The organism is Psychrobacter sp. FDAARGOS_221 (genome assembly GCF_002313155.2).
Taxonomy (GTDB): Bacteria; Pseudomonadota; Gammaproteobacteria; order Pseudomonadales; family Moraxellaceae; genus Psychrobacter.
On record NZ_NWFK02000001.1, the window covers coordinates 1040401 to 1065687 of the forward strand.

Below are 25287 nucleotides of genomic sequence, written 5' to 3' on the forward strand. Positions count from 1 at the left end.
CAATGAGAACACGCCTAGCCGTCTAGCCAATCGTGGAGAATATTGATGGATAAGCTTGGAAAAAAAGGTCTGATACTGTTGGTCGCTATCGCCATGCTCATTGGTGCCATAGCGTTATATCTCACCCAGTGGTCGCTTGAAGCCACCAGCACCAACGATTTTTGTGTCAGTTGTCACTCTATGGAAAGTGCCAAATTAGAATGGGAAGGCAGTAATCACTTCTCTAACTCTAAAGGCATTCAAGCAGGATGTGCCGACTGTCATATCCCTCACGATACCGATTGGAATTACTTTAAAACCAAAACCACAACTGGCTTAAAAGACGTCTATCACGAAATCATGGGCGGCATTCCTGATGCAGAAGCTTATGAAGAAAAACGTGGCGAAATGGCAAAACGTGTTTGGGCAGATATGAAAAAGAACGACTCTGTCACCTGCCGTTCATGCCACCAGTCAGATGTGTGGGATATTTATGCTCAGTCAAATAAAGCCAGACAGGAACACCTGCTGATGGAGCAGCAAGGTTCAACCTGTATTGACTGTCACCGTGGTGTTGCCCACTTCCCACCTGAATTCACTGAAAGCGCAAAAGAAGCTGGTGCCAAATTAAACCAGTTGGTTGCGCAAACCTCTAACACGGCAAAAACCCTATACCCTATCGCAGAAGCTGCCTTATTTAGCGATGACAAAGCAGATGAAAAAGCCGGTCGTATTTTCCCTGGTGTTAACGCTAGCGTCGTATCAAGCCAAAACGATATGCAGCAACTGAAAGTAGAAGGCTTTCAGCAGCAAGGCGCAGAGCAGGTTATTTATACCGCCTTTGGTAAGCGCATTGTCGGTGCCGTCCTAAATGACGAGCTATTGGATAAATTGGAAGTCAATGGTGACTATACGCTTGATAAGGACAGCAATAGTCAGTGGCGCCCTGTATCTATCACCGCTTGGGCTAAAAAAGACAATCTTATTGATGATGTAGATGGTCTGTGGGCTTACGGTAATGAGCTCAACAATGCTTATTGCGGCGGCTGTCATGCTGTGATTCCAGCCAGCCACTACACTGCCAACCAATGGGCACCTATCGTTGAAGGTATGGTAGGACGGACATCATTGTCTGAGTCTGATCAAATGGTTCTCACCTATTACTTACAAAATGCGGCGAAAGATATGAAAGGAGAAGGTAATGAGTAAGCGTATTAATTGTAGTCGACGTGACTTTTTGAAGACCAGTGCGCTGGTTACCGGTGCCTTTGCCCTCTCCCCATTAGCACCACTGAATAAGGTGTTTGCACAATCGATCAAAGATGGAAAGGTCATTACCGCAGCGCATTGGGGACCCTTATCTGTCACTGTCAAAGATGGCAAAGTCATTAAGTCTGAACCTGTGATTAAAAATAGCATCGAAAACCCGCTGCAATCTGTCGTCGCTGATCAGCTATATAGCAAAGTGCGTATCAAGCAGCCTATGGTACGTAAAGGATTTTTGGATAATCTAAATAATATCGAAAATCCAGACGGTAAGCGTGGTTCTGATAAGTTTGTGCCCATCTCTTGGGATGAGGCATACGACTTAATCGAAAACCAAATTCGACGTGTGCGTGATACCTATGGCTCAGAAGGCATCTTTGCAGGCTCCTATGGCTGGCGCTCCTCGGGTGTGCTGCACAAAGCCTTTACCTTAATGCAGCGATTCTTTACTGCATCAGGCGGCTACGTTGGACACCTAGGCGACTACTCTACTGGCGCGGCTCAAGTTATCATGCCTCACGTATTGGGTACCGTTGAAGTGTACGAGCAGCCAACCAGCTGGGAGGTTGTGCTAAAAGACAGTAAGGTGGTGGTATTTTGGAGTGCCAACTTACACAACACCACGCAAATTGCTTGGGGCTCATCGGACTGTCAGGGTCTTGATTACCTAACCAAGTTAAAAGAAAGCAATATCAAAGTTCTGGTTATCGACCCGACTTATTCTGAAACCGCTGAGTTCTTAGGTGACAAAGCCGAGTGGATACCGGTTAACCCAACCACTGACGTGCCGCTTATGTTGGGTATTTGTCATGAGCTTATTCGTAATGACTGGTATGACAAACAGTTCCTTGAAGACTACTGTGTCGGCTCAGATATCGTCACAGAATATATCTTAGGCAATGGCTTCGATAAGGTCGAAAAAACCCCTGAATGGGCAGCTGAGATCTGTGGCATTCCTGCCAACAAAATCCGTGAACTGGCCAAGCTATTCCATGAAAACCGCACCATGTTTATGGCAGGATGGGCGATGCAGCGTCAACATCATGGCGAGCAAACTCACTGGATGCTAGTCACTATGGCGGCCTATCTCGGTCAAATTGGTCTGCCAGGCGGCGGCTTTGGATTGTCATACCACTACTCTAATGGCGGTGTGCCTGAGCATAAAGCCGGTGTGCTGCCAAATATCGGACTGACATCGGAATCGAGCCAAGGCAGCTCTGCCAATAACAAAGACTGGTTATTGGCCAAAACTGAGCTTTCCTTCCCAGTGGCTCGCATTGCTGATGCGCTGCATAATCCAGGTACTCAATATCCATATAATGGAGAGGTGCGCACCTTCCCGCATATTAAGTTTATCTGGTGGTGCGGCGGTAACCCTTTCCACCATCACCAAGACCTAAATCGTCTGCGCAAAGGTTGGCAAAAACCAGAGGTGATTATCGTATCTGACCCTTACTGGACGGCAACAGCCAAGCATGCTGACATCGTACTACCAGCAACCACCAGTTATGAGCGTAACGACTTAACCATGACCGGTGACTACTCCAATATGCATATTGTGCCTATGAAAAAAGTGGTCGAACCAGTAGGCCAAGCTAAAGATGATCTAGAGGTATTTACGGAGCTGTCTAAGCGTTTTGGGGTAGAAGAAGCCTTTACTGAAGGTCGTGATGAGATGGCTTGGTTGGCTCATTTTTATAATCAAGCGCAAAGCGCAGCCAGACAACAGCGCATTCCGATGCCAAAGTTTGTACAGTTCTGGGCACGCAATGAAGTCTATACCAACCCAGTAACTGAAAAAGGTAAGAACTGGGTGAGATATGCCGATTTCCGTGAAGATCCTATCTTAAAAGCGTTGGGTACACCGTCTGGTAAAATCGAGCTGTTCTCAAAAACCATCGATGACATGAATTATGAAGATTGTCGAGGTCACGCCGCTTGGCTGCCACCTGTTGAGTATCTAGGCAATGCCGATGAAAAATATCCGCTACAGATGGTAACCCCTCATAGTCATTACCGCTTGCACTCTCAGCTGAACCAAACCAGCTTAAGAAAGCAATATGCGGTTGCAGATCGTGAGCCGGTGTGGCTAAACAAAAAAGATGCGGATGCGCGCGGTATTAAAGATGGCGACCTAGTGCGTATCTATAACGATCGCGGGCAGGTGTTGGCTGGTGCTGTGGTCAATGATAGAGTGACTGAGAATGTTATCGCCTTACATGAAGGCGCTTGGTACGATCCAGCCGATGGCAGTGACAATGCCTTGTGTAAAAATGGCTGTGGTAACGTGCTGGCTATTGACCGCGGTACCTCTTCATTAGCACAAGGGAATACAGGCCAGACTGCCTTAGTAAACGTTGAAAAGTACACCGGCGAGGCACAACCTCTAAGTGCATTTACACCACCTGAGGGCGCGAGCTAATACCGTCGCTATTGCATCAATGTAAGTGGTTTTAAACGACTCTAAGTGGTGCTGTATTTAAATATGGCACCACTTTTACCACATCACTTCTATCGACAGTCAATTAAGTTTTACCCTAGCCTTGCCTTATTTATCGAGTATGACTCTAATACGCCTCCCTACTCAGGCTTCTCCACGCCCTCATACTTTTTAACTCGGCGACATTGGTCAGAGCAATACACCATGTTGTCCCAATTTTTATCGAGCTTCTTTGACCAACTAAATTCACGCTCACAAACTGGGCATTCTTTTTTACGGACGTTCTTTTTCTTATGCGCCATAGCGGGCATCCTTATAGGTAATGATTAGCAGTGGTGACTTATAGTCAGCGAAATACTAAACGGTTACGGTGTTAACCTCGCTAAGCCTACATTTGTAGTACTTGCGCTCGGTTGCCTTGTAACCATTTTAGATTTCTTTGACTATAGTATTGTTATTAAATAATGCTGTTAAATATTGGTATTAAATAACAAGGCAATCTAAACCAGCCAATAAAAAAGACCAGATCAAGCGACCTGGTCTTTATCGAATGACATTAGAGTCAGCAATTAATCAGTGCACTGATTTAAAAGCGCTTTTTAAAGTCAGGTGGTAGCTGCTTTTCTAAATCTTTCATTTGACGTTCCATATCTTCTTTGCTCGGCATATTATTTGGATCTAATCCAAATGGAGGCATACCGCCAGCACCTTGGTTTGGCTTAGCACCGCTATTACCACCGCCAAATAATGGGCCGCCACCGCCTTGAGCACCACCGCCCATGCCGGTTAAGCTTTGCACCGCTTTCATCATTTTGCCTAACCCTTCAGGCTTCGATAGCATTTTCATCATTTTTGCCATCTGTTTGTGTTGTTTTAGCAGACGGTTAATGTCTTGAATCTCTTTACCAGAACCGGCAGCAATACGACGCTTGCGGCTTGGGTTAATCTTGTCTGGGTTTTTGCGCTCATAAGGCGTCATTGAGTTAATCAACGCCTCCATTTCCCGCACTTTTTCTTCTGGCTTGGCTTCTTCTAGCGCTTCTTTCACACCAGCACCACTCATGCCTGGCATTTTATCTAAGAAACCGGCCATACCACCCATGTTTTTCATTTGCTGGAACTGGGTTAGCAAATCCTCAAGGTCAAAGTCGCCGCCTTTTTGGATTTTCTTCGCCATTTTTTCGGCTTTGTCACGGTCAATCTTTTGCTCAACTTCTTCAACCAAACTTAAGACGTCACCCATGCCCAAGATACGCTGAGCAATACGCTCAGGGTGGAAGGCTTCAAGCGCATCTAACTTCTCACCACGACCCAAGAATTTAATGGGCTTATCAGTAATGGCACGTACTGATAACGCCGCACCGCCGCGCGCATCGCCATCAGTCTTGGTTAAGATAACACCAGTTAGTGGTAGCGCATCGTTAAAGGCTTTCGCGGTATTAGCCGCGTCTTGACCGGTCATCGAGTCAACCACGAATAGGGTCTCAGATGGGTTAGCCGCAGCGGTTAACGCTTTAATTTCATCCATCATATTCTCATCGATATGCAAGCGACCTGCGGTATCGATAATCAGAATATCTTGGTACTGAATCTTAGCTTCTTCGATAGCGCGCTTGGCGATATCAATCGGATCTTCATCAACCGTTGAATTAACGAACTTGGCATTTACCTGACCGGCGACCTGCTCTAGCTGCTTAATAGCGGCTGGACGATAGACGTCGGCCGAGACCAGCATGACTTTTTTCTTATGACGCTCTTGTAGATATTTGGCTAATTTACCCGCGGTAGTGGTTTTACCCGCACCTTGTAGACCGGCCAATAAATAAACCACAGGTGGCTTACCTGTCATCTCAAGCTGCTGATTGGCACTGCCCATCATTTCTGTCAGCTCATCATAGACAATTTTGACAAAAGCTTGACCCGGTGCCAGCTCTTTTAATACCTCTTGACCCAGCGCTTTTTCTTTAACGCGCTTCACAAAGTCACGGGTAATCGGCAAGGCAACATCCGCTTCAAGCAGTGCCATACGCACTTCACGTAGCGTGTCTTTAATATTATCTTCAGTCAGTTGACCTGAGCCTGAGATTTTACGCAGGCTGCCAGAGAGTCGTTCGGTTAACGTATCAAACATAAGGGGTTCTCAATCAATCGTTGGTTAAATTTACAAATTAAATATTGGTTTTAAGTTTTAACTTTTAAGTAATCACTGCTACTTTATATCGCAAATCGGTTGTCGCTAATTATTTATTACTTAATAACGGTTTAGCGTATACATCTGTTGATGTCATAATTCGGTTGTTGGCCGCTAATTTCAAGCCAATTTTGGCTTTATTCACCATCTTTCGGCCTATTCAGCGTTAAGCGTATTTAGCGTCATGACAAGGCGTTGACATCAATAACATTTGGTATTAATAACAATCGCAAATAAGAGTCATTCTATGTTAAATTAGCATATTAGGCTTTCTGTAGCCTGTCTGAGTGTGGCACTATCGTCTCGCAGGTCAGCTGTTAAACACGCTATCCCTGCTGATATGCCGCGACAAGTTTACGCTGAACCATACAGAATAGCATACTAGTATACCAAACATTATACGGCCTAACCTGTTAACTCGATTTATTTGGAAACCAAAACACCGTGTTGCTCGCATACCTGATCGCTCTTATCGTCTACACCCTAGTTGGCTGCCATTTATTATGGGCGCTACTAAAGATGAAACCCATCGCCAAGGGCTTCACTATCGGCATGTTATTGGTCGGCTTAGTGGCGCACGCCATTACCATCTACCCTCATATATTTACCCTTTATGGGCTAAATTTCAACTTATTTAACACCGCCAGCCTAATCAGCTTCTATTTTACCTTATTTTACGTGATGTTCAGCTTTTATCGTCCCGTACTTAGCTTAGGGGTATTCGCGACCCCTTTGGCTGTGATTGGTCTTAGCTTAGGCTATTTTGGTGTGGCGCCTTATGCGCCCTTAACTGATATTAGCGCTGGTCTTGAACTTCACATTATCTTATCTATCGCTGCTTACTGTATGTTGTTAATGGCTGCGGTACAGGCGCTGATTGTGCGTATTCAAATCCGTGAGCTCAAGCACAAAACCAAACAGCGCTTCTGGGTCGATAAACTACCGCCGTTACAAAGCATGGAATCACTATTATTTGATATGATTTTGGTTGGCTTTACTATTTTAACGGTTGCGTTAGCGGTCGGCTTTGTCTATGTCAGCGACTTATTAGGTCAGCACATTGTCCACAAAACGGTGTTTAGTATCATCTCTTGGCTATTATTTGGTGCTCTATTGGTCGGTCATTGGAAATATGGTTGGCGTGGTCGCCGAGCAGCCAACATGACAATCTGGGCGTTTATTTTATTAGCGATTGGCTTTATCGGAAGTAAGTTTGTGCTCGAGATGCTGCTGTAGCTGTAGACTGTTGTTTAAGCTTAGATTTATCTGAATAAGGTCCTCAACTGAGTTAGTAATTAGCCCCCGTTTCAACTCACCCTATCAGTTTACTGGCGTTGGTTACAATAAATCGTGGCTAAGTTGTGAGTTTTGTTAATATTTATCGGTTTATGCTTAACGTTTGCGCTAAGTTGTGCGATAATAGCGGGATAATTGATTTGAAAAAATACCATTTCTGTGGTATAAATACGCCCTTAAAAATTTTATCATGGTTCCTCTTTATTTGTTGTGGCGAATAAAGGGTTGGCCAATACCTTTCTGTTAACATTTTATTCAAGTTGCAGTCCTATGTGTCCATAACCGCATTGTGATTCGTTATCTTGAGTAGTTAAGGCAATCTATTATTCCGGCATGATTTACATGCCACAACCGATGCCTTACAACTTTATTAGGAGTCCGTCATGTCTCGAGTATGTCAAGTGACAGGAAAGCGCCCTCAGGTGGGTAACAATGTTTCGCATGCGCTAAACAGAACCCGTCGTCGCTTTTTACCAAATCTACATAACCATCGTTTTTGGGTAGAGTCAGAAAACCGTTTTGTTCGTCTTCGCGTTTCTACTAAAGGTATGCGTATTATTGATAAGCATGGTATTGATAAAGTACTTGCTGATTTACGCGCCAAAGGTGAGAAAGTATAGTCAGCTAATCGGCTAACAAGAGCTGTTAATAATAAACAGTATCTTACTTTTACAATTTAATAGGAAAGCATCATGAGAGACAAGATCAAGTTAGTATCTACTGCAGGTACTGGTTACTTCTACACCACTACCAAGAACAAACGTACTATGCCTGGCAAAATGGAAATCAAAAAGTTTGATCCAAAAGTACGCAAGCACGTTATCTTCAAAGAAGCTAAAATCAAGTAATTTATTACTGATTGGCCATCGCTTATTGATTCTATAAGCGTTTTGGTTTTAGAGCAAAGAGGCCGGTTATCAATTGATAACCGGCCTCTTTCTTTTTACTTTGTTTTATTATTGGTTTGATTGCTAGGATAGATTTAACTTAAATCAGAGCTTAGCTAAAATGCTCAGGTTCCTCATCATAGACGTTGGCATGCCACTGGCTTACTTGACGCTGCATCACCTCTTGAATGGCGGCATGAATCATTTTGTGCCCAATAAACTGAGCATCACTACCTAAGATATCTTTTAATTTGCTTGAAAAATCAATGGTTACTAAAGGCTCATCAGAATCGGCTGAATCACGCAGTACGATTTGGCCTTGGTCATTTTCAACCAACTCAAGCACAGTCTCTTGTACAAAACCTTGGCCTTGGCGTGTACGACGCTCACCAGTTTCTGTATCAATATCAATTTCGAATTTATCTTTATCAGAATTAAACACCATGCTTTATTCACCTCTTATTGGCTTGTGTATCATTATACAATGGACGCTTTGGTGTCTAATTTCAAGCCTGAATTGTTGCAATGCATTGCAGCAACTTGCTAGCGCTAAGTTTTGTTGCCAAAACTGACTTTAATAAGCCATACGTCAGCATTTAGGATTTAACGCTTGGCACTTTAACGCTTAGTACATAAGTATAGTAATACTTCATACCAACTGTTTAACGCCAATAACGCAGTTTTGCGAGGGTAAATAGCAGTGCCACGAACATACCCAGATAATAAGCATTCTTTAACTCAAAGCTAGGATCTCGGTATTTAAACGGTATGGCGACGACAGCAGTCGCTGTTGGAAAGATAACCAGCATTAACAGCCACTGCTCGAATACCGCCAGCCAACCTTGCCAGCCTGCGGCATGACGTAAACCTGATAAACCCATCAGTAGACAGGCAATAATTAAGGTTTTAATTAAGCCTTTGGGAATATTTTCAGGATACGGATAATAAAATGAGTTGCGATCAAAGATGGACAAATTGGTTCCTTTTTTAGTTATAACAATAGGCTGCTGTTTGTAAACTAGCTGTATGCGCCCATAAACCATAACATGGTGACACAAGAAATCAGCCAGCCTAGGGTTAACGCATTACGGCGCTGAATGTGCATGCCTTTTACTTTGTTCATAATCACTGAACCCAGCCAAAAACCGGCAGGGATAACAACCACAAATAAAGGTACCAACACTGCCGCATGACGGATAACATCCGCCAACGGATCACCGGCCAATAAGCGAAATACATAACCGGCCAAACTTAATACCAATGCAAATGACGCCAACCCTATGGTCACGCTTTTGGGTATCAGGCTTGGCGTATTAGGGTCATTGCTATCGACTGTATTGGCTTGCTGATCTAGATGATGATTACTCATAATGTCACTTATATTAATAGCCACTTGTGTTCAAGTCGCTCAAATTAAAAGCCACTTAAATTAAAATCACTGGTAATGACTAAACTTGGGTAGAGCCAACCAAACTCAGCTCATGACGCATGGCATCAATGGCTTGCTTATAATCTGGCTGATTAAAAATCGCTGAACCGGCGACAAACATATCGGCGCCCGCTTCAGCAATGGCTTTGATATTATTGGCTTTAACCCCGCCATCAACCTCAAGACGAATGTCACGGCCACTGGCATCAATCAATTGACGGACTTGTCTGATTTTATCAATAGTACCCTCAATGAAAGATTGACCGCCAAAGCCTGGGTTAACACTCATCAATAAGATTTGATCCACTTTATCCATCACATAATCTAGATGGTGCAATGGCGTGGCCGGGTTTAATACCAGACCACACTCAGCGCCGCCATCTTTGATCATCTGTAATGAGCGGTCCACATGCAAGCTGGCTTCAGGATGGAAGGTAATGATACTGGCGCCAGCGTCTAAAAACTGCTCAATCATACTATCGACTGGCGATACCATCAGATGCACATCAATCGGCGCATCGATACCATAATCACGCAACGCCTTACATATCATGCTACCAAAGGTTAAATTTGGCACATAATGATTGTCCATCACATCAAAATGAATCACGTCTGCACCAGCAGCCAACACCGCATCCACTTCATCACCCAAACGGGCAAAATCAGCAGATAAGATAGATGGAGCGATTAAGTAATTAGGTGAGGTAGCTGCTTGCTGTGTACGGCTCATAGTCAAACTCTTTTTTGATTTAAGTTTTGATTTAAGGGGTTCAATAACAAAGCGCTATTATAACAATTATCACAGCGATTAAGCGCTTTATCTTAGTCTAAAGCGTTATCTAAACCCAGCGCTTTACCTTAGCCTAAAGTTTTATCTTAGCTTAAAGACAAGGCGGCGTTGTAATGATGTTCGATATGATCTTCGATAACGGTTTGAATATAGTAGTAGCTGTGATCAAAACCGGCATGATAACGCAAGGTTAATGGCTGCTCGACTTGCTGACACGCTTTTTGTAGTGCTTCTGGACACAAATAGCCTTGTAGATAAAAGTCATCTGCACCGCCTTGATCCACTAAAATCGATGGGTACAACTTGCCGGCTTTAGTTACCGCTGTCACTGCATCATATTGTGACCACGCGCTGTCACCTTGGTTTGAGTCGGCACCGAAATACTCAGTAAAGGCAGCCTGCCCCCACTCTGATTCACTGGCCACACACACTGGCGCAATTGCTGAGACGCTGACAAACTTACTCGGATATTTAAAGCCAAACATCAGCGCGCCATGTCCGCCCATAGAGTGACCGGTAATACCAATGCTGCTAATGGCAAACTGTTCACGCACGAGCTCATACAGCTCATCGATGATATAGCTATGCATGTTGAAATTTTCCGACCAAGGTGCTTGTGTAGCATCCACATAATAGCTCGCCGCTTGACCGACAAAATAACGATCATCATTGGGCACATTATCTCCCTTTGGTGAGGTATCTGGTGCAATAAAGATGACCCCAAGCTCACTACACTTTTGCTGCGCGTGTGCTTTATGAGTGACGTTATCAGGACTACAGGTAAGACCCGATAAATACATCACTGCTGGGCAGCTATTACCCGCCAACGCTTCATCAGGTAAATAGATACTAAAGCTCATCTCAGAGTTAGTGGTACTCGACTGATGGGTATAGTAGTGCTGCTCGCCATTAAAGCAGCGATTCTTACTGGTTAATGTCAATTTGCTCATTATTTTCTCCTAACGAATACGGTATTGTTCATTGTTATCAGTTATTTTTAACTTGGCACTTTTTTATCAGATTAGCTTGATTCTACCATAGCCCCTCGCTTTTAAAAGTAAGGCCACGTATTAATAAGTAACCTGTTATTAACAGGGTGTGCTTTTGCGGATTTAATACCTAAACTCAGTACCTAATATCGAGATAACTGACATTTAGGCAATGTAATGCATAGCTGATAGCTTTTAACTCAGAAACTTAAAATTTAATTCACCACTCATAAAAAAATGGCTTAGCCCTTCCCTCAGCGCTAAGCCATTTTATTTTTTAGACTATATTATCTTATTCGATTAACCTAGTAACTGTTTAATTAAGCGACTGTGCTTAGCTCCTCTTTCATAGCATCAACAATTTTGAACTTTTGAATTTTGCCTGTCACCGTCATAGGATACTGCTCAACAAACCGAATATAAGTCGGAATTTTAAAATGTGCAATTTGGTTATAACAAAAATCACGTATCTCTTGTTCGGTAATGGTTTGACCTTGCTTAGGTATAATCCAAGCTGCTAATACTTCTCCATAGCGTTTGTCTGGGACGCCGACTATCTGTACATCAGCAATCTTAGGATGTTTGTACAAAAAGTTCTCAACCTCAATAGGATAGATGTTTTCGCCGCCTCGGATAACCATATCCTTGCTGCGCCCTACAATGGTGATATAACCCTCCTCATCCATCGAGCCCAAATCACCAGTATGCATCCAGCCGTCAACCACAGCTTCCGTGGTTTTGACTGAATCATTCCAATAACCGGCCATCACCGCATAGCCTTTGGTTAATACCTCACCGACCTCTCCGATAGGCAGGGTTTCTCTGGTTTCAGTATCGACAATTTTGACTTCAAGATGAGGCTGCACCAAGCCGACGGTAGAGATACATTTTTCAAAGGAAGTGGTCGGCAGGGTTTGGGTAGATTTTGGACTGGTCTCCGTCATGCCATAAGCAATGGTCAAGTCTCGCATGTGCATGTCATTAATAATGCGCTGCATCAGCTCTCTTGGACAGCTCGATCCTCCAGACACTCCCGTCCGTAAGCTGCTGACATCATATTGATCAAAATCTGGGTGATTTAATATGGCTAAAAACATACTGGGTACAGCATGTAGCGCTGTGCATTTCTCAGCATCAATCGCTTGTAATACGGTTAATGGATCAAAGCTGGTGCTTGGATAGACCAAAGTTGCGGCATGCATTAAGAAGGTTAAATTACCCAAAACCATGGCAAAACAATGATACAGCGGTAGCGGCAAGCACAGCTTATCTTCTGGGGTTAAACCTAAGGTTTCACCCAAATGATAGGCGTTATTCAATAAGTTTCTGTGGGTCAGTGTTGCCCCTTTTGGGGTTCCTGTGGTGCCACTGGTAAATTGAATATTAATCGGATCATTGGCATCTAACTGTTTACCACGCTCGGCCACTCTTGGATCATTGGCATCACCTTCTGCCAACCAGTCAGAGAATCGCTGCATAAAACCAAAATGCTCATCACTGTCTGGTGCATCAATCCAAATCACTCGTTTTAAGTTAGGGAGCCCGGTAAGCTCTAAGCACTGATAACCTTGATGGCATATCTCAGGCGCCATTTGTTGAATCATTTGCACATAGTCACTGGTTTTGAAATGGCGCATGAATACCAGCACCTTACAGTCGACTTTATTGAGCGCATATTGCAGCTCTGAGATACGGTAAGCGGGATTGATATTAACCAGTATCAGCCCAGCTTTGGCGGTTGCCAACTGCATCAGTAGCCATTCGGTATTATTATGCGACCAAATGCCAACACGGTCGCCTTTTTCCAGTCCCATATTAATCATACTGCTGGCCAATTGATTGGCTTGTTGTTGCAGCTGTTGATAGCTTAAACGAATGTTTTGATGGCGAGAGACCAAGGCCTCTTTATTCGGATAGCGATTGGCGACTTGATCGAAGTAATCTCCTATCGTATCTTCGATTAACGGTGATTCTGTTGGACCAATATCATGGCTTAATGTGAGCGGTGCATTGCGGGAGGCAGCATTGGGAAAACGCTGTTCTAATAATTCTATTGACATGGTATCTTCCTTGATTGAGTTGCATGAATAAACTATTAACCATCCTGTTAATAGCGTTCCAACTATAATGAAACATATTTTATCATTATAGGCATAAGTTATTATAATCACAAAGCTTATTGAAAAAGAAGGCTTATTATTGTCAAATCCTTAATAAATTTAAAATAAAACCTTAAAGCAATAAGCTAAAATAAATAAATGCTAACCTCAAAACAAAATATCCAAACAGATAATAAAAATTAGACAGCGAAATAAAAAATAAAAAAAAAGACCTTCTAAGAGGTCTTTTTTTATGAATACAATATTCTAGTCCTAGCCAGTCATTGTAGTGCTAGCCAATTTTTTTATCCATATCTACACCGCCAACAATGTCTGGACCTTCATGACCAAGCCATGTATAGATGCCACCGCCAATCACGGCACCAATAATAGGGGCTACCCAGAATAACCACAGCTGAGACAGTGATTCACCGCCAACAAATAGAGCAACTGCGGTTGAGCGTGCTGGATTCACTGACGTATTGGTAATCGGAATACTGATTAAATGAATCAGTGTTAGACCAAGACCAATAGCAATCGGTGCAAAGCCAATAGGCGCACGATGATGGGTTGAGCCCATGATAATGATCAAGAACACCGCGGTTAATACCACTTCAGCAATCAGCGCAGCCATCATACTATAGCCACCTGGTGAGAACTCACCAAAGCCATTGGTTGCAAATGCGCCTGCACTGCTGGCATCAATCGCAAAGCCAGCTTGACCAGTGGCGATCATATAGATAATAAACGCACCGAATGCCCCGCCCAATACTTGAGCGATAATATAGCCAGGCAGCTCAGACGCTGGGAAGCGTTTACCAACCATAAGACCAATACTAACAGCCGGGTTAAAATGGCCGCCTGAGATGTGACCGAAGGCATACGCACCGGTTAATACGGTTAGACCGAACGCCAAAGCCACACCCACAAAGCCAATGCCCAGTGGGTTGCCATCGCCACCGAAATTGGCGGCGAATATTGCACTACCACAGCCGCCCAGTACCAACCACATGGTACCTAGGAATTCAGCTGCTAGTTTTTTTGATTTTGTCATAATAATTTTCCTGATGAATTTTTGACATGCCCATGATATCTGTTCAAACTATGACGATGTGTCTACTATGCCTCTATGAGGCTAGTGAATGTATGAACAGGTCATTAATTGGCTTTAAGCGGCTTCAGCAATAAAATGCTGGCACATTTGAGGTCTTTAATGAATATAAGCGACATGCCTATTACCAATAATACCTTAATTTAACAAATTTTAATGTAATTTTAATTAATAATATAAAACATTTTAAAAATAATAAGGAGAAACCCATGCAGCCAAACCTGCAAGCTCAACAAGTGCTAGATTTTTGGTTTAATGACGCCCACCAACCCTATTGGTTTGCTAAAGATGATGAGTTTGACGCTAAGATTAGAGAGCTATTTGAGGATACATTGCAGCAGGCGAAAGCAGGAGAATGTGCGCATTGGCGAGAGACGGCGCAAGGGGCTGTGGCGGAAATCATTGTGCTTGATCAATTCTCACGCAATCTATATCGCAATTCACCGCAAGCCTTTGCTCAAGACGGTATGGCACTGATATTAGCGCAACAGCTATTAAAACGTGATGATTATCAGCAGCTCACTGAGGAACAAAAACGCTTTGGCCTAATACCCTTTATGCACTCCGAATCTAAAAAGATTCATGCCCAAGCCCTCACGTTATTTGAAGAGTTAGGCGATGCGGTTTCATTGGAATTTGAGATTAAGCATAAATACATTATTGATAGATTTGGCCGTTATCCGCATCGTAATGAGGTGTTAGGCCGAGATTCTACAGCGGAAGAGATTGAGTTTTTAAAGCAACCTGATTCTTCCTTCTAGCTTAATGCTAAGCTGTTTTTAAGCTTGTTTTTGGTGAACTAAAAAAAGGACTCCGCATAAGGAAGTCCTGCTTTTGTTTATATTCGAAACTCGGGATTAAGACTTACTCGTCTTCGGTTTGATCAATATCAAATACCTGACGCAAATAAGCCAAATAGGTATCGTTATGAATCATGGTCTTACCCGGGCTGTCTGATAACTTCGCTACCGGTTGGCCGTTACATTCCACTAGCTTAAGTACAATATTAAGCTGCGTCAGTCCCATGTCATTGGTCAAGTTGGTACCGATACCAAAGCTGGTCTGAATACGTCCTTTAAAATAATCATGCAGCTGCCACGCTTTTTCTAAGCTGAGACCATCACTAAAGGTGAGTATCTTAGTTTTCGGGTCAATTTTCAGCTTTTGGTAATGGGCAATGGCTTTATCACCCCACACGTAAGGGTCACCACTGTCATGACGCAGCCCATCAAACAGCTTAGCAAAATACAAATCAAAGTCGCGTAAGAAAGCATCCATTCCGACAACATCAGTCAGTGCGATACCTAAGTCACCGCGATACTCATGTACCCAAGCCTCAAGCGCTGCTTTTTGTGAATCACGCAAACGTACATCGAGTGCTTGGAATGCCTGCATAAACTCATGTGCCATGGTGCCAATCGGCGTAATTTTTAATTTTTTGGCCAAATACACATTGGATGTACCACGCAGCACGCTCGGTGCTGCCTTATGCAAGGTTTCGACCACATGCGAATGCCAAGCCTTACTAAAGCGGCGACGTGTACCAAAATCAGCGACGATAAACTCTGGCATACCACGTTGCTGCTTTAACGCATAGTCTTGTATTAGATCAACTTTCTGTTGCAAGCGCTGCTCACCTTCCTCTAACACAGCAGTTGTGCTCAGACGTTGATAATACAGCTCATTAACGATGGCCAGCACGAATACTTCAAAAAACATCGCTTGAATCATCGGTCCTTCAATATCGATACTCAAACGGTTTTTGTGATCGATACTGACTTTGATATGACGACGCTTTAGCTTAAACAGCTCTAGATAATCAACAAAATCTGAGCGTATAAAGCGCAGACTGCTCAGATAATCAAGCTCATCTTGAGTAAAGCTTAAATCGCACAGATAATCGAGCTGCTGCTCTAATGCAGGCTTGATATCTGCTAACGGATACGCTGTTTCTTTATAGTTTCGGCAACGAAAGCGATATACCCCATGAGTCTGTGGAAACTGATGCAACATGGCTTGTAGCATCGTAAACTTATACAGATCATTATCTAACAGTGAGGTAATAATGGGCTGGGTCATATTAGTGCTCAATTTTTAAGTAGATGATTTATTATTGTTACTAATATTATGACTGTTTCAGTCAATTAAAGCTATTTTGTGTTTACGCGTCTATTATTTATGTATAAAAAAAAAGGACCCAGATTATCTGAGTCCTTTTTATTTGTCTTATTTAAAGTAACGCTATTAAGCTGCTACTTCATTAATAAGTCATTGACGCGTTTTAGGTACGCTGCAGGGTCATCTAACTGACCGCCATCTGCCAATAAGGCTTGGTCAAAGATAACTTGCGCCAAGTCATCAAACTGATCGCTTGATTCAAGCTTTTGAATCAATGGGTGCGTTGGATTGACCTCCAAGATAGGCTGAGTTTCTGGCACTTCTTGACCCATTTGCTTAAGCATTTGAATCATTTGTGGTGACAGCTCACCTTCTGGGGTGACCAAAATTGCAGGGCTATCGACCAAGCGGTTAGACACACGTACGTCTTTGGCACGGCCGCCTAAGGTTGTTTTTAACTTATCAACCACTGGCTTTAAGCTCTCTTCTGCTTTTTTGACTTCTTCTTTTTCCGCTTCGTCTTGCAGATCACCTAAGTCTACCGCACCTTTAGCGATGTTTTGTAGTGGCGTACCGTCAAACTGAGTTAGGAAGTTCATCGCCCACTCATCGACACGGCTGGTCATCAAGATAACTTCGATGCCTTTTTTCTTAAACAACTCCAGTTGTGGGCTGTTTTTGGCCGCTGCTAAGTTTTCAGCGGTTAGATAGTAGATGGCTTTTTGACCGTCTTTCATGCGCTCTTTATAGTCAGCAAAGCCAGTTTCTAATCCGTCAGTAGTACTGGTCGTGTAACGTAGCAATTTTGCGATGCGCTCTTGGTTGGTCATGTCTTCGCCAAGACCTTCTTTGATCACATCACCAAATTCGCTATAGAACTGTTTGAACTTCTCTTGCTTGTCTGCATCTTCGCTGTTGGCAAGGCTAGCTAGTAGTGTTAACACACGGCGCGCGTTACCATCACGGATAGATTTTACATCTCGTGATTCTTGTAGAATCTCACGGCTTACGTTTAATGGCAGGTCTTGCGAATCAATCACACCTTTCACAAAACGCAGATACATTGGTAATAACTGCTCAGCGTCATCCATGATAAACACACGTTTCACGTATAGCTTCAGACCATGCTGCTGCTCGCGTGCGTATAAATCAAACGGTGCCTTTTTCGGGATATATAACAGCTGTGTATATTGCACACGGCCTTCGACACGGTTATGCGTCCATGCTAATGGATCTTCGAAGTCATAGCTGATGTTTTTATAAAAGTCGACGTATTCTTCGTCTTCTATTTCAGAGGTTGAACGGGTCCAAAGCGCGCTGGCTTTGTTAATGGTTTCCCACTCGTCAGTGACTACCATTTCGCCACCGGCTGGTGCATCGCTGTCGTCGCCCTCTTCCTTCACATCTTCTTGCCACACTTCTTTACGCATTTGAATCGGTAAGCTGATGTGGTCAGAGTATTTATTGACCAAGCCTTTTAGCTTATTGCGATCAAGATAGTTATCTTCACCTTCGGTGAACTCTTCTTTTAGATGTAGCGTTATAGAAGTACCACGGCTGTCTTTGGTGATGGTTTCGGTAGTGAATTTACCGGTGCCATCAGATACCCAGCGTACGCCTTGATTAGCAGGCTCGCCCGCTTTACGTGATTCAACAGTGATAGTATCCGCTACAATAAAGCCTGAGTAAAAACCCACACCAAATTGACCGATTAACTGACCATCTTGTTTTTGTGATTCAGACAGCTGTTCTAGGAATGCCTTGGTGCCTGATTTGGCAATGGTACCTAAGTTTTCGATGGTATCTGCTTCATTCATACCAATACCGTTGTCGATAAAGGTAATGGTTTTGGCGTCTGTATCGATATCAATACGAACTTTTAACTCAGCATCGTCTTCATAAAGGCTGTCATCGCCAGTCGCTTCAAAGCGCAATTTGTCACAAGCATCCGATGCGTTTGAGACCAGCTCACGTACAAAGATATCTGAGTTTGAATACAGTGAGTGAGTCACTAAGTGCAATAGCTGGGCAACTTCAGCTTCAAATACGTGCTGTGTGGCTTGGGTGTTTTCGCTCATAGAATTCCTCTTTTATTTTCCGTAATGTTAAGGTCTATTGATCATATTCATCAAATTTGGACATGACTGTTTGATTAACTATTTTTGGTTAACTAACTAATAGGGGCACTGGGTGTGTTTTTCAAGCAAATTGCATCTAATTAGCACTGTATTTTGTTTAATGAGCTTGGTTTAATACAACAATAAAAAAGCCGATCAAAGCTGACCGGCTCAATATTTGAATTAAGTGTAAATTTGATTTAAGAAATAAAAACCCGTTAATAAGTTGCTGGGGTATGGGCACTAATAATACGCGCAACCTCAGAGGTAGGGTTAATAAAGGTATGCGGTTGACTGGTATCAATCACATAACTGTCGCCCTCATTAAGCAAGTACGACATCTTATTGATATGAATCAGTATCTTACCTTCAATGACTGTTCCTATCTCCTCACCTTCGTGTGTAATTTTCTCTTCGGTTGAGCTGTTTGGCTGATAGGTTTCAATTAAGAAGCCTAGATTTCTAGTGGGGGCAAAGTTATAAACTTGCTTTAACGACACGCCATTTTTGCTTGGATCACTCAGCTCAACTAAGTCCTGTGGCGACACCACAACCTGAGCTTTGGTTTTACCCCAATCCTCGCTAAAGAATGTATTTAAATCGGAACCCAGCACCTCTAAAATAGCAGCCAAGGTATTCACCGCAGGACTCACCTTATTGCGCTCAATAGAGCTAATGGCGGTATTTGTCAGACCCGCAAGCTTAGCAAGCTTACGCTGTGAGAATCCTTTGGACAATCTTAATTGATTGATCTTATCTCCAATCATCTCATCAGCACGCTGCTTAGGTGTTTCCTGAATCTCCACTTGATTAGTCTCGTCCCTTGGCTTGTTTTGCATGATTAATAAATCCTGAAAATAAATACTTAGACATCTCGTCATTATTATAGTCAGCTTCTGGATGCCACTGAACCCCTAATAAATAAGGATGCGTCGGCAAACTAATGGCCTCAATCAACGTATCGGGCGCAGTCGCCTCTACCAGTAGCCCCTCGCCCACTTGATTAATACACTGCTTATGCAGAGAATTTACCTTCCACTGAGTGTTAAATGCTGACAAATGACCGCCAGACTGGATAATAACATCATGGACCGGCTGATACTGTACTTCCATTGGTGCATTGCCGTCTTCTAAGTGTTGCTCATAGAAGCCTTCAACCTCGCGCCAATCTGGGTGCAGCGTTCCGCCAAAATAGACATTCATTTCTTGCAGACCTCGGCAAATGGCCAATAAAGGGACCTGATTGGTCTCTGCATACTCTAGCAGCTTAAAGGTTAGCGCATCTCGAGTGAGATCTTTTTTCAGCTCTTCGTGGGTTGCCCCATAGCGCTCTGGCGCCACATTACTATAGCTTCCGGTTAACAAAATACCATCGACCATCGATAGCACAGTATGAAAACTGTCATCCTCTACCAGTGCATGTGGCAGTAACACTGGCGCACCGCCGTGATGTTGAATGGCTTGAACATACTTGTCATACACTGCCTGAGTGGGCTGCTTATCAACGGTTTTTTGGCAGCAAACTATGCCGATAATTGGCTTAGAGATTGTCATACGAACATCCTTATTGCACATGAAATTTTAATGATTGATTGTCGAGGTATTAGCTATCTGAGCGGTAGCTCCCCACAATGACATTTGGCTCACTTTTGAGCCAACACTTTCCTTCCAGTGGAGTGGGCACACAGTCTTTATAAAACCATGCCATGTCATCTAGTCTAAAATTAGCACTGAAATAGCATTATGTAAACTATATATTTCATTACGGGTTAAATTCAGCCTATTGAATTATATAAACCCCATTGAAAATATTTTAACTTAGTATTTGACAACTATATATTTCACCCCTATATTAAATCATAGGGATTAAGTCAGGCAGCTTTAGTAAGGAAGCTAAAGCGACCTGCTGTTTATTATTCAACTTCTTAGCTCAAGAAGTCATCACAAGGATGTGTACCAATGCAAACTAAAGTTAACACTAGCAATGCTCATTCAGAACACACTTCTTATACTCAAACCGCAAATGGCGTAGAGAGTATAGACCCCGCCATTCCTAGCAAACAAATTGAATACGTCTATATCGCTGCCTGTGATATCAACGGTATCATGCGTGGCAAACGTATTCCCTTCAATCAAATGGCAAAAGCAGAAGAAGAAGGGGTTCGACTACCACTGTCTATTCTAGGTGTCGATATCTGGGGTGCTGATGTCATCGAGTCATCACAGTCCAATGGTGATATCGATGCAATCGCTGTACCTACAGGTCGCGACTCTTTCAAGCTCATCAATACCAGCCAGCCCTCTTCACTACTGCCAGTTTGGTTATATGACGAAGACAACCAGCCGTATTACGGTGATGCCCGTCACGTTCTTTCTTATATCAGTCAAAAGTTTAAAGAGCTGGGCCTAACGCCTGTGATGGCAACTGAACTTGAATTTTACCTAGTCGATTACACTGAAGGTAAAACACCTAAGCCTCCTATTCGTCCAAAAAATGGGTTGCGACTCAACAAGACATCCATTCTAAGCATCAACGATCTGTTCCAGTTTGACGAATTTTTAGATGAGGTCTATGACGAATGTCGTAAGCTCAACATTCCTGTCGATGCGGCGCTCGCAGAAAATGGCTGTGGTCAGTTTGAAATTAACTTACTGCATGTTGACGACCCCTTAAAAGCAGCTGACGATGCCGTTTTATTCAAACAAATCGTTAAATCTGTGGCTGCCAATCGTGGCCTAACGGCGACGTTTATGGCGAAACCATATGGCACTCAATCTGGTAGTGGATTCCATGTGCATTGTAGTTTATTAGACAAAGACGGCAATAACGTTTTTGATAATGGCACTGAGGAAGGATCGGAGATGCTAAGACATGCTGTGGCGGGTCTACTAGCAACTATGTCAGACTGCACCTTGTTATTTGCCCCACACGTCAACTCATATCGCCGCTATATCCCTGGCACATTGGCGCCAAACAATGTGTCATGGGGTTATGAAAACCGAACAGCAGCGGTACGTATCCCAGGTGGCGACAACAAAGCACGCCGTATCGAACACCGTGTCTCTGGTGCCGATGCCAACCCTTACTTAGTGTGTAGTGCGGTACTTGCCGGCATGCTATACGGTATTGAAAATAAACTGGAAGCGCCAGAGCCTGTCAACAATATTACCTACGATAAAGACAGCTTAGTCACCTTGCCTATGGATTGGTTCTCTGCCATCCGTGAATTCGAAAACAGCGATGTCATCGAAGAGTTATTCCCAATGCAGATGATTGACCTTTTAATTGACGTCAAAAAACAAGAAGCCAAACGCTTTGCGATGCAAGTGACCAATCTTGAATATATTACCTACTTACAGGATGTTTAATGATGACTACTAACAACAAACGTAATATTCCTCACTACTCAGATCATGGACAGTATCCGGATAGCTACTATGCTGCGAGTCGTAATCAAAAACCTGATCGTCCTACCCTAAAAGACGACATCACCTGTGAAATTTGTATCGTCGGCGGCGGTTATAGTGGCTTATCAACCGCTCTACATCTGACCGAAACCCAACATGATGTTGTGCTACTTGAAGGCGCTCAGATTGGCTGGGGCGCATCGGGGCGTAATGGCGGTCAAATCGTAAACGGGCTAAATGCCAGTTTACAGAAGATTAAAAAATCCTATGGCGACCAGACCGCCGATTTTGTCGGTCAGCTGGTGACTCGTGGCAATAAAATCATTAGACGCTTTATCGCAGACTACGATATTCAGTGCGATCTAAAAGAAAAAAACATCTTCGCTGCGTTCAATAACAGCCAAATGAAAGACTTGATCGAGACGCATGCCTTGTGGGAAAGCCACGGTATGCATGACCGTGAGATTCTGGATAAACAAGCCATTCAGCAGTATGTCAATACTGATGCTTATGTGGGCGGTATGATTGACCATTCCGGCGGTCACATTCATCCACTCAATCTCGCATTAGGCGAAGCGGCTGCCATTGAAAGCAACGGCGGCACTATTTATGAAAACACATTGGTAGTCGATATCGAATATGACGATGCCAGCGCAAAAGTTATTACCGAGTTTGGCACGGTGACATGTGAAAAGGTTGTATTGTGCGGCAATGCTTATTTGAACAAAGTTATTCCGAAGCTGACGGATCGCATCATGCCAGTATCTACTCAAATCATCGCCACTGAACCACTGGGCAGCTTAGCCGATGAGCTGATTCCAAGTGATGTATGTGTTGAAGATGTGCGCTACATTTTAGACTACTACCGTCTGTCTGCTGACAAACGCATGTTATTTGGCGGCGGTACGGTGTATGGCGGACAAGATCCTGCCGATATTGAGGCAAAAATTCGCCCGAATATGAACAAGATTTTCCCACAACTAAGAGACGCTAAAATTGAATATGCCTGGAGTGGTAACTTTGCACTGTCATTCTCGCGTGTACCACAAATGGGTAAACTACACGATAGAGTTTTATTCGCTCATGGCTATAGCGGTCACGGGGTAACAGGCTCTCACCTGTTTGGGCAGATTTTGGCTGATGCAATCAACGGTGACACCAAAGAATTTGACGTCTTTGCCAAGGTGCCATGGATACCCTTCCCTGGTGGACGCGCATTGCGTGTGCCTTATTCGGTGATGGGCTCGTGGTGGTATGCGTTAAAAGATATGACCGGACTATAATTTATCAGCGATAAGCTTATGATAAATCTCAAATGCTATCAGATGAGATGTGAGGTGTTGTAACTGTCATTGTTGTAACTGTCATTACAGGCGGACTGAGTGAGTGGATCAAACTCAGTCCTGTTACCTCTAATGCAAAGGATATGCGTTAGGTACCTCTTAGGTCATGAGTGCTGTGTAAAAACCACAAGCTGACGTGCTATATAGACAATCTGGAGCAAATGTCGCAAACATTTAGGCGCTGTAAGCACTCAGTAATATACAAGGAATGTATTCAATGAACATGAAGTTAAGCGATGCCGTAACAGGCTATTTTGAAAACAAACGGATGTTTCTTACTTTACTCGCCGGTGTTTGTATCTATGCAGCATTTGCCATCTTATCGCATTTTCATCGCGACTCAGGCGATTGGGGGCTTTACTCTTTATTACCCACATTATTGGTTTTAATCACCGCTGTTGTCTCACGCCGTCCTTTTGAATCTATGATGGCAGGCTGTATCGCAGGTCTGGTCATGTTAAACCCCTTCGATCTGGTCGAACCTTTTGCGAATAACATCTCTGCGGTTTTAGGCAATGAAACCATTATTTGGATTATCTTAGTCTGTGGTTTCATGGGCGGATTGATCCAACTTTTAGAATCCAGTGGCTGTCTAAACGGCTTTAGCGATTGGCTAAAAGACATCATCAAGTCTCGTCGCCATTCACTGGTCGCCACAGCAGTACTTGGGGTAATCGTATTCATTGATGATTATTTAAACTGTTTGGCGGTTTCTACTTCGGTTAAAAAGCTAACCGACCACTACGGCGTTTCGCGTGAGAAACTGGCCTATATTGTTGACTCTACTGCGGCACCAATGTGTGTCATCGTCCCTATCTCAACCTGGGCAGTATACTTTGCCGGTTTGCTAGAAGAAAACGGTGTCGCCGCTGATGGTGGCGGTATGAGCTTGTACATCAGCGCCATTCCTTTTATGGCGTATGCTTGGTTTGCCATGTTGATTGTATTCTTAGTCGCGTTCGGTGTGTTAGGCGACTGGGGTCCAATGAAAAAGGCTGAAGCACGTGCCAAAGCCGGTGAGCCAATCCCACCAAACTTTATGGATCAAGACTTAGTTTCTAACGTCAAAGCCAAGCGCAAACTGTCATTTAAAGCAAACATCATTAACTTTGCTATTCCAATGATTCTGCTTATAACATCAACCATTTACTTTGAGGTTGACTTGTTAAAAGGTGCCCTATTAACTCTATTTATTACAGTGATTCTATACTGGGTACAAGGGTTATTAAGCTTTGAGACTCAAATTGAATCTATCTTTAATGGCTTTAAAGTGATGCTGTATCCTCTTTCAACGGTTATTGGCGGATTCTTCTTAAAGGCAATTAATGATGAACTGGGCATGACCACCTATATCATTGAAGCCATCACCCCGTTCATGACTCTATCGACATTCCCTGCGGTTATTTTCGTTGTCATGGCATTTTTAACCTTTGCCACTTCATCAAGCTGGGGACTGTATGTATTAGCCATGCCGATTGTATTCCCAGTTGCCGGTGCACTTGGCGTTAGTACACCATTGGTAATCGGTGCCTTATTATCAGCCTCTTCATTTGGCAGCCATGCTTGTTTCTTCAGTGACTCATCGTTATTGGCGGCACAAGGCGCAGGATGTAGCCCTATGCAGCACGCGTTCACTCAGTTTCCTTATGCTTTATTAGGTGCAGTATTGGCCATCGCTAGCTTCATTGCTTTGGGAATAATGATGGCTTAGGCTATTAACTTAAGCTATTAAATAAACTATTAATAACAAATAACTGGCTAATAGCGAATAACTGACAATTGAAAGGCTGTCAGTTAAAAGCTTAAGTTAAAAATTCTCAGCCA

The 25287-nt window shown here is 43.3% G+C and carries 22 protein-coding genes; 9 read left to right on the forward strand and 13 right to left on the reverse strand.

The features are described from left to right. Positions 1-45: 45 nt before the first annotated feature. Both A6J60_RS04295 and torA read left to right on the forward strand, forming a co-directional pair. The gene (locus tag A6J60_RS04295) at positions 46-1188 is read left to right on the forward strand and encodes a NapC/NirT family cytochrome c (RefSeq protein WP_096064883.1); all 1143 of its coding nucleotides are present in this window, start codon (positions 46-48) and stop codon (positions 1186-1188) included. Further along, a complete protein-coding gene (gene torA / locus A6J60_RS04300) occupies positions 1181-3667 on the forward strand; it encodes a trimethylamine-N-oxide reductase TorA (protein WP_096064884.1) in 2487 nt (828 codons plus the stop codon). The genes A6J60_RS04295 and torA overlap by 8 nt, the downstream gene beginning before the upstream one ends. 158 nt (positions 3668-3825) lie before the next feature. Here torA and A6J60_RS04305 read toward each other — a convergent pair whose 3' ends face one another. Next, the gene (locus A6J60_RS04305) at positions 3826-3987 is read right to left on the reverse strand and encodes a DUF2256 domain-containing protein (RefSeq protein WP_096064885.1); all 162 of its coding nucleotides are present in this window, start codon (positions 3985-3987) and stop codon (positions 3826-3828) included. A gap of 284 nt (positions 3988-4271) precedes the next feature. After that, complete coding sequence (gene ffh, locus A6J60_RS04310) at positions 4272-5816, reverse strand: signal recognition particle protein (RefSeq protein WP_096064886.1); 1545 nt, start codon at positions 5814-5816, stop codon at positions 4272-4274. 504 nt (positions 5817-6320) lie between these two features. Here ffh and A6J60_RS04315 point away from each other — a divergent pair. The 3 genes from A6J60_RS04315 to rpmG all read left to right on the forward strand — a co-directional run bounded on the left by A6J60_RS04315 (position 6321) and on the right by rpmG (position 8020). Then, the gene (locus tag A6J60_RS04315) at positions 6321-7112 is read left to right on the forward strand and encodes an inner membrane protein YpjD (protein WP_096064887.1); all 792 of its coding nucleotides are present in this window, start codon (positions 6321-6323) and stop codon (positions 7110-7112) included. 443 nt (positions 7113-7555) lie between these two features. After that, a complete protein-coding gene (gene rpmB / locus A6J60_RS04320; protein WP_007394060.1) occupies positions 7556-7792 on the forward strand; it encodes a 50S ribosomal protein L28 in 237 nt (78 codons plus the stop codon). A gap of 72 nt (positions 7793-7864) precedes the next feature. Next, positions 7865-8020, forward strand: a complete 156-nt coding sequence (gene rpmG, locus A6J60_RS04325) for a 50S ribosomal protein L33 (protein ID WP_019671862.1) — start codon at positions 7865-7867, stop codon at positions 8018-8020. Positions 8021-8171: 151 nt separating this feature from the next. Here rpmG and A6J60_RS04330 read toward each other — a convergent pair whose 3' ends face one another. The 7 genes from A6J60_RS04330 to aqpZ form a co-directional block, all read right to left on the reverse strand. Next, positions 8172-8504 carry a hypothetical protein gene (locus A6J60_RS04330; RefSeq protein ID WP_193778021.1) on the reverse strand — a complete coding sequence of 111 codons (333 nt, stop codon included), beginning with the start codon at positions 8502-8504 and terminating at the stop codon, positions 8172-8174. Between the two features lie 217 nt (positions 8505-8721). Next, the gene (locus tag A6J60_RS04335; RefSeq protein WP_096066470.1) at positions 8722-9033 is read right to left on the reverse strand and encodes a hypothetical protein; all 312 of its coding nucleotides are present in this window, start codon (positions 9031-9033) and stop codon (positions 8722-8724) included. A 44-nt stretch (positions 9034-9077) separates the two neighbouring features. After that, the gene (locus tag A6J60_RS04340) at positions 9078-9428 is read right to left on the reverse strand and encodes a hypothetical protein (protein ID WP_096064888.1); all 351 of its coding nucleotides are present in this window, start codon (positions 9426-9428) and stop codon (positions 9078-9080) included. Positions 9429-9507: 79 nt separating this feature from the next. Then, the gene (gene rpe, locus A6J60_RS04345) at positions 9508-10218 is read right to left on the reverse strand and encodes a ribulose-phosphate 3-epimerase (RefSeq protein ID WP_096064889.1); all 711 of its coding nucleotides are present in this window, start codon (positions 10216-10218) and stop codon (positions 9508-9510) included. Between the two features lie 146 nt (positions 10219-10364). Then, complete coding sequence (gene fghA / locus A6J60_RS04350; RefSeq protein ID WP_096064890.1) at positions 10365-11228, reverse strand: S-formylglutathione hydrolase; 864 nt, start codon at positions 11226-11228, stop codon at positions 10365-10367. 359 nt (positions 11229-11587) lie between these two features. Continuing rightward, positions 11588-13327, reverse strand: coding sequence for an AMP-binding protein (locus tag A6J60_RS04355; protein WP_096064891.1), 1740 nt, complete (start codon positions 13325-13327; stop codon positions 11588-11590). Positions 13328-13658: 331 nt separating this feature from the next. Continuing rightward, positions 13659-14420, reverse strand: coding sequence for an aquaporin Z (gene aqpZ / locus A6J60_RS04360; RefSeq protein WP_096064892.1), 762 nt, complete (start codon positions 14418-14420; stop codon positions 13659-13661). A 278-nt stretch (positions 14421-14698) separates the two neighbouring features. On the opposite strand from aqpZ, the gene A6J60_RS04365 reads away from it, so the two are divergent. Further along, positions 14699-15238, forward strand: coding sequence for a DUF924 family protein (locus A6J60_RS04365; RefSeq protein ID WP_096066471.1), 540 nt, complete (start codon positions 14699-14701; stop codon positions 15236-15238). A 103-nt stretch (positions 15239-15341) separates the two neighbouring features. On the opposite strand, the gene pncB is transcribed toward A6J60_RS04365, so the two are convergent. The 4 genes from pncB to A6J60_RS04385 all read right to left on the reverse strand — a co-directional run bounded on the left by pncB (position 15342) and on the right by A6J60_RS04385 (position 20266). Next, positions 15342-16556: a nicotinate phosphoribosyltransferase gene (gene pncB / locus A6J60_RS04370; protein WP_096064893.1), complete on the reverse strand. Its 1215-nt coding sequence runs from the start codon at positions 16554-16556 to the stop codon at positions 15342-15344. Positions 16557-16729: 173 nt separating this feature from the next. Then, a complete protein-coding gene (gene htpG / locus A6J60_RS04375) occupies positions 16730-18673 on the reverse strand; it encodes a molecular chaperone HtpG (RefSeq protein ID WP_096064894.1) in 1944 nt (647 codons plus the stop codon). A gap of 257 nt (positions 18674-18930) precedes the next feature. Continuing rightward, a complete protein-coding gene (gene puuR / locus A6J60_RS04380; protein WP_096064895.1) occupies positions 18931-19551 on the reverse strand; it encodes an HTH-type transcriptional regulator PuuR in 621 nt (206 codons plus the stop codon). Next, a complete protein-coding gene (locus A6J60_RS04385) occupies positions 19523-20266 on the reverse strand; it encodes a gamma-glutamyl-gamma-aminobutyrate hydrolase family protein (RefSeq protein ID WP_096064896.1) in 744 nt (247 codons plus the stop codon). The genes puuR and A6J60_RS04385 overlap by 29 nt, the downstream gene beginning before the upstream one ends. A gap of 405 nt (positions 20267-20671) precedes the next feature. Here A6J60_RS04385 and A6J60_RS04390 point away from each other — a divergent pair, with 405 nt between their 5' ends. The 3 genes from A6J60_RS04390 to A6J60_RS04400 all read left to right on the forward strand — a co-directional run bounded on the left by A6J60_RS04390 (position 20672) and on the right by A6J60_RS04400 (position 25174). Beyond that, positions 20672-22081 (forward strand): glutamine synthetase family protein, encoded by a 1410-nt coding sequence (locus A6J60_RS04390; RefSeq protein ID WP_096064897.1) that lies wholly within the window; start codon positions 20672-20674, stop codon positions 22079-22081. Next, positions 22081-23403: an NAD(P)/FAD-dependent oxidoreductase gene (locus A6J60_RS04395; protein ID WP_264755567.1), complete on the forward strand. Its 1323-nt coding sequence runs from the start codon at positions 22081-22083 to the stop codon at positions 23401-23403. The genes A6J60_RS04390 and A6J60_RS04395 overlap by 1 nt, the downstream gene beginning before the upstream one ends. Before the next feature lie 277 nt (positions 23404-23680). After that, positions 23681-25174 carry a Na+/H+ antiporter NhaC family protein gene (locus A6J60_RS04400; protein WP_096064898.1) on the forward strand — a complete coding sequence of 498 codons (1494 nt, stop codon included), beginning with the start codon at positions 23681-23683 and terminating at the stop codon, positions 25172-25174. The last annotated feature ends 113 nt before the right edge of the window (positions 25175-25287 follow it).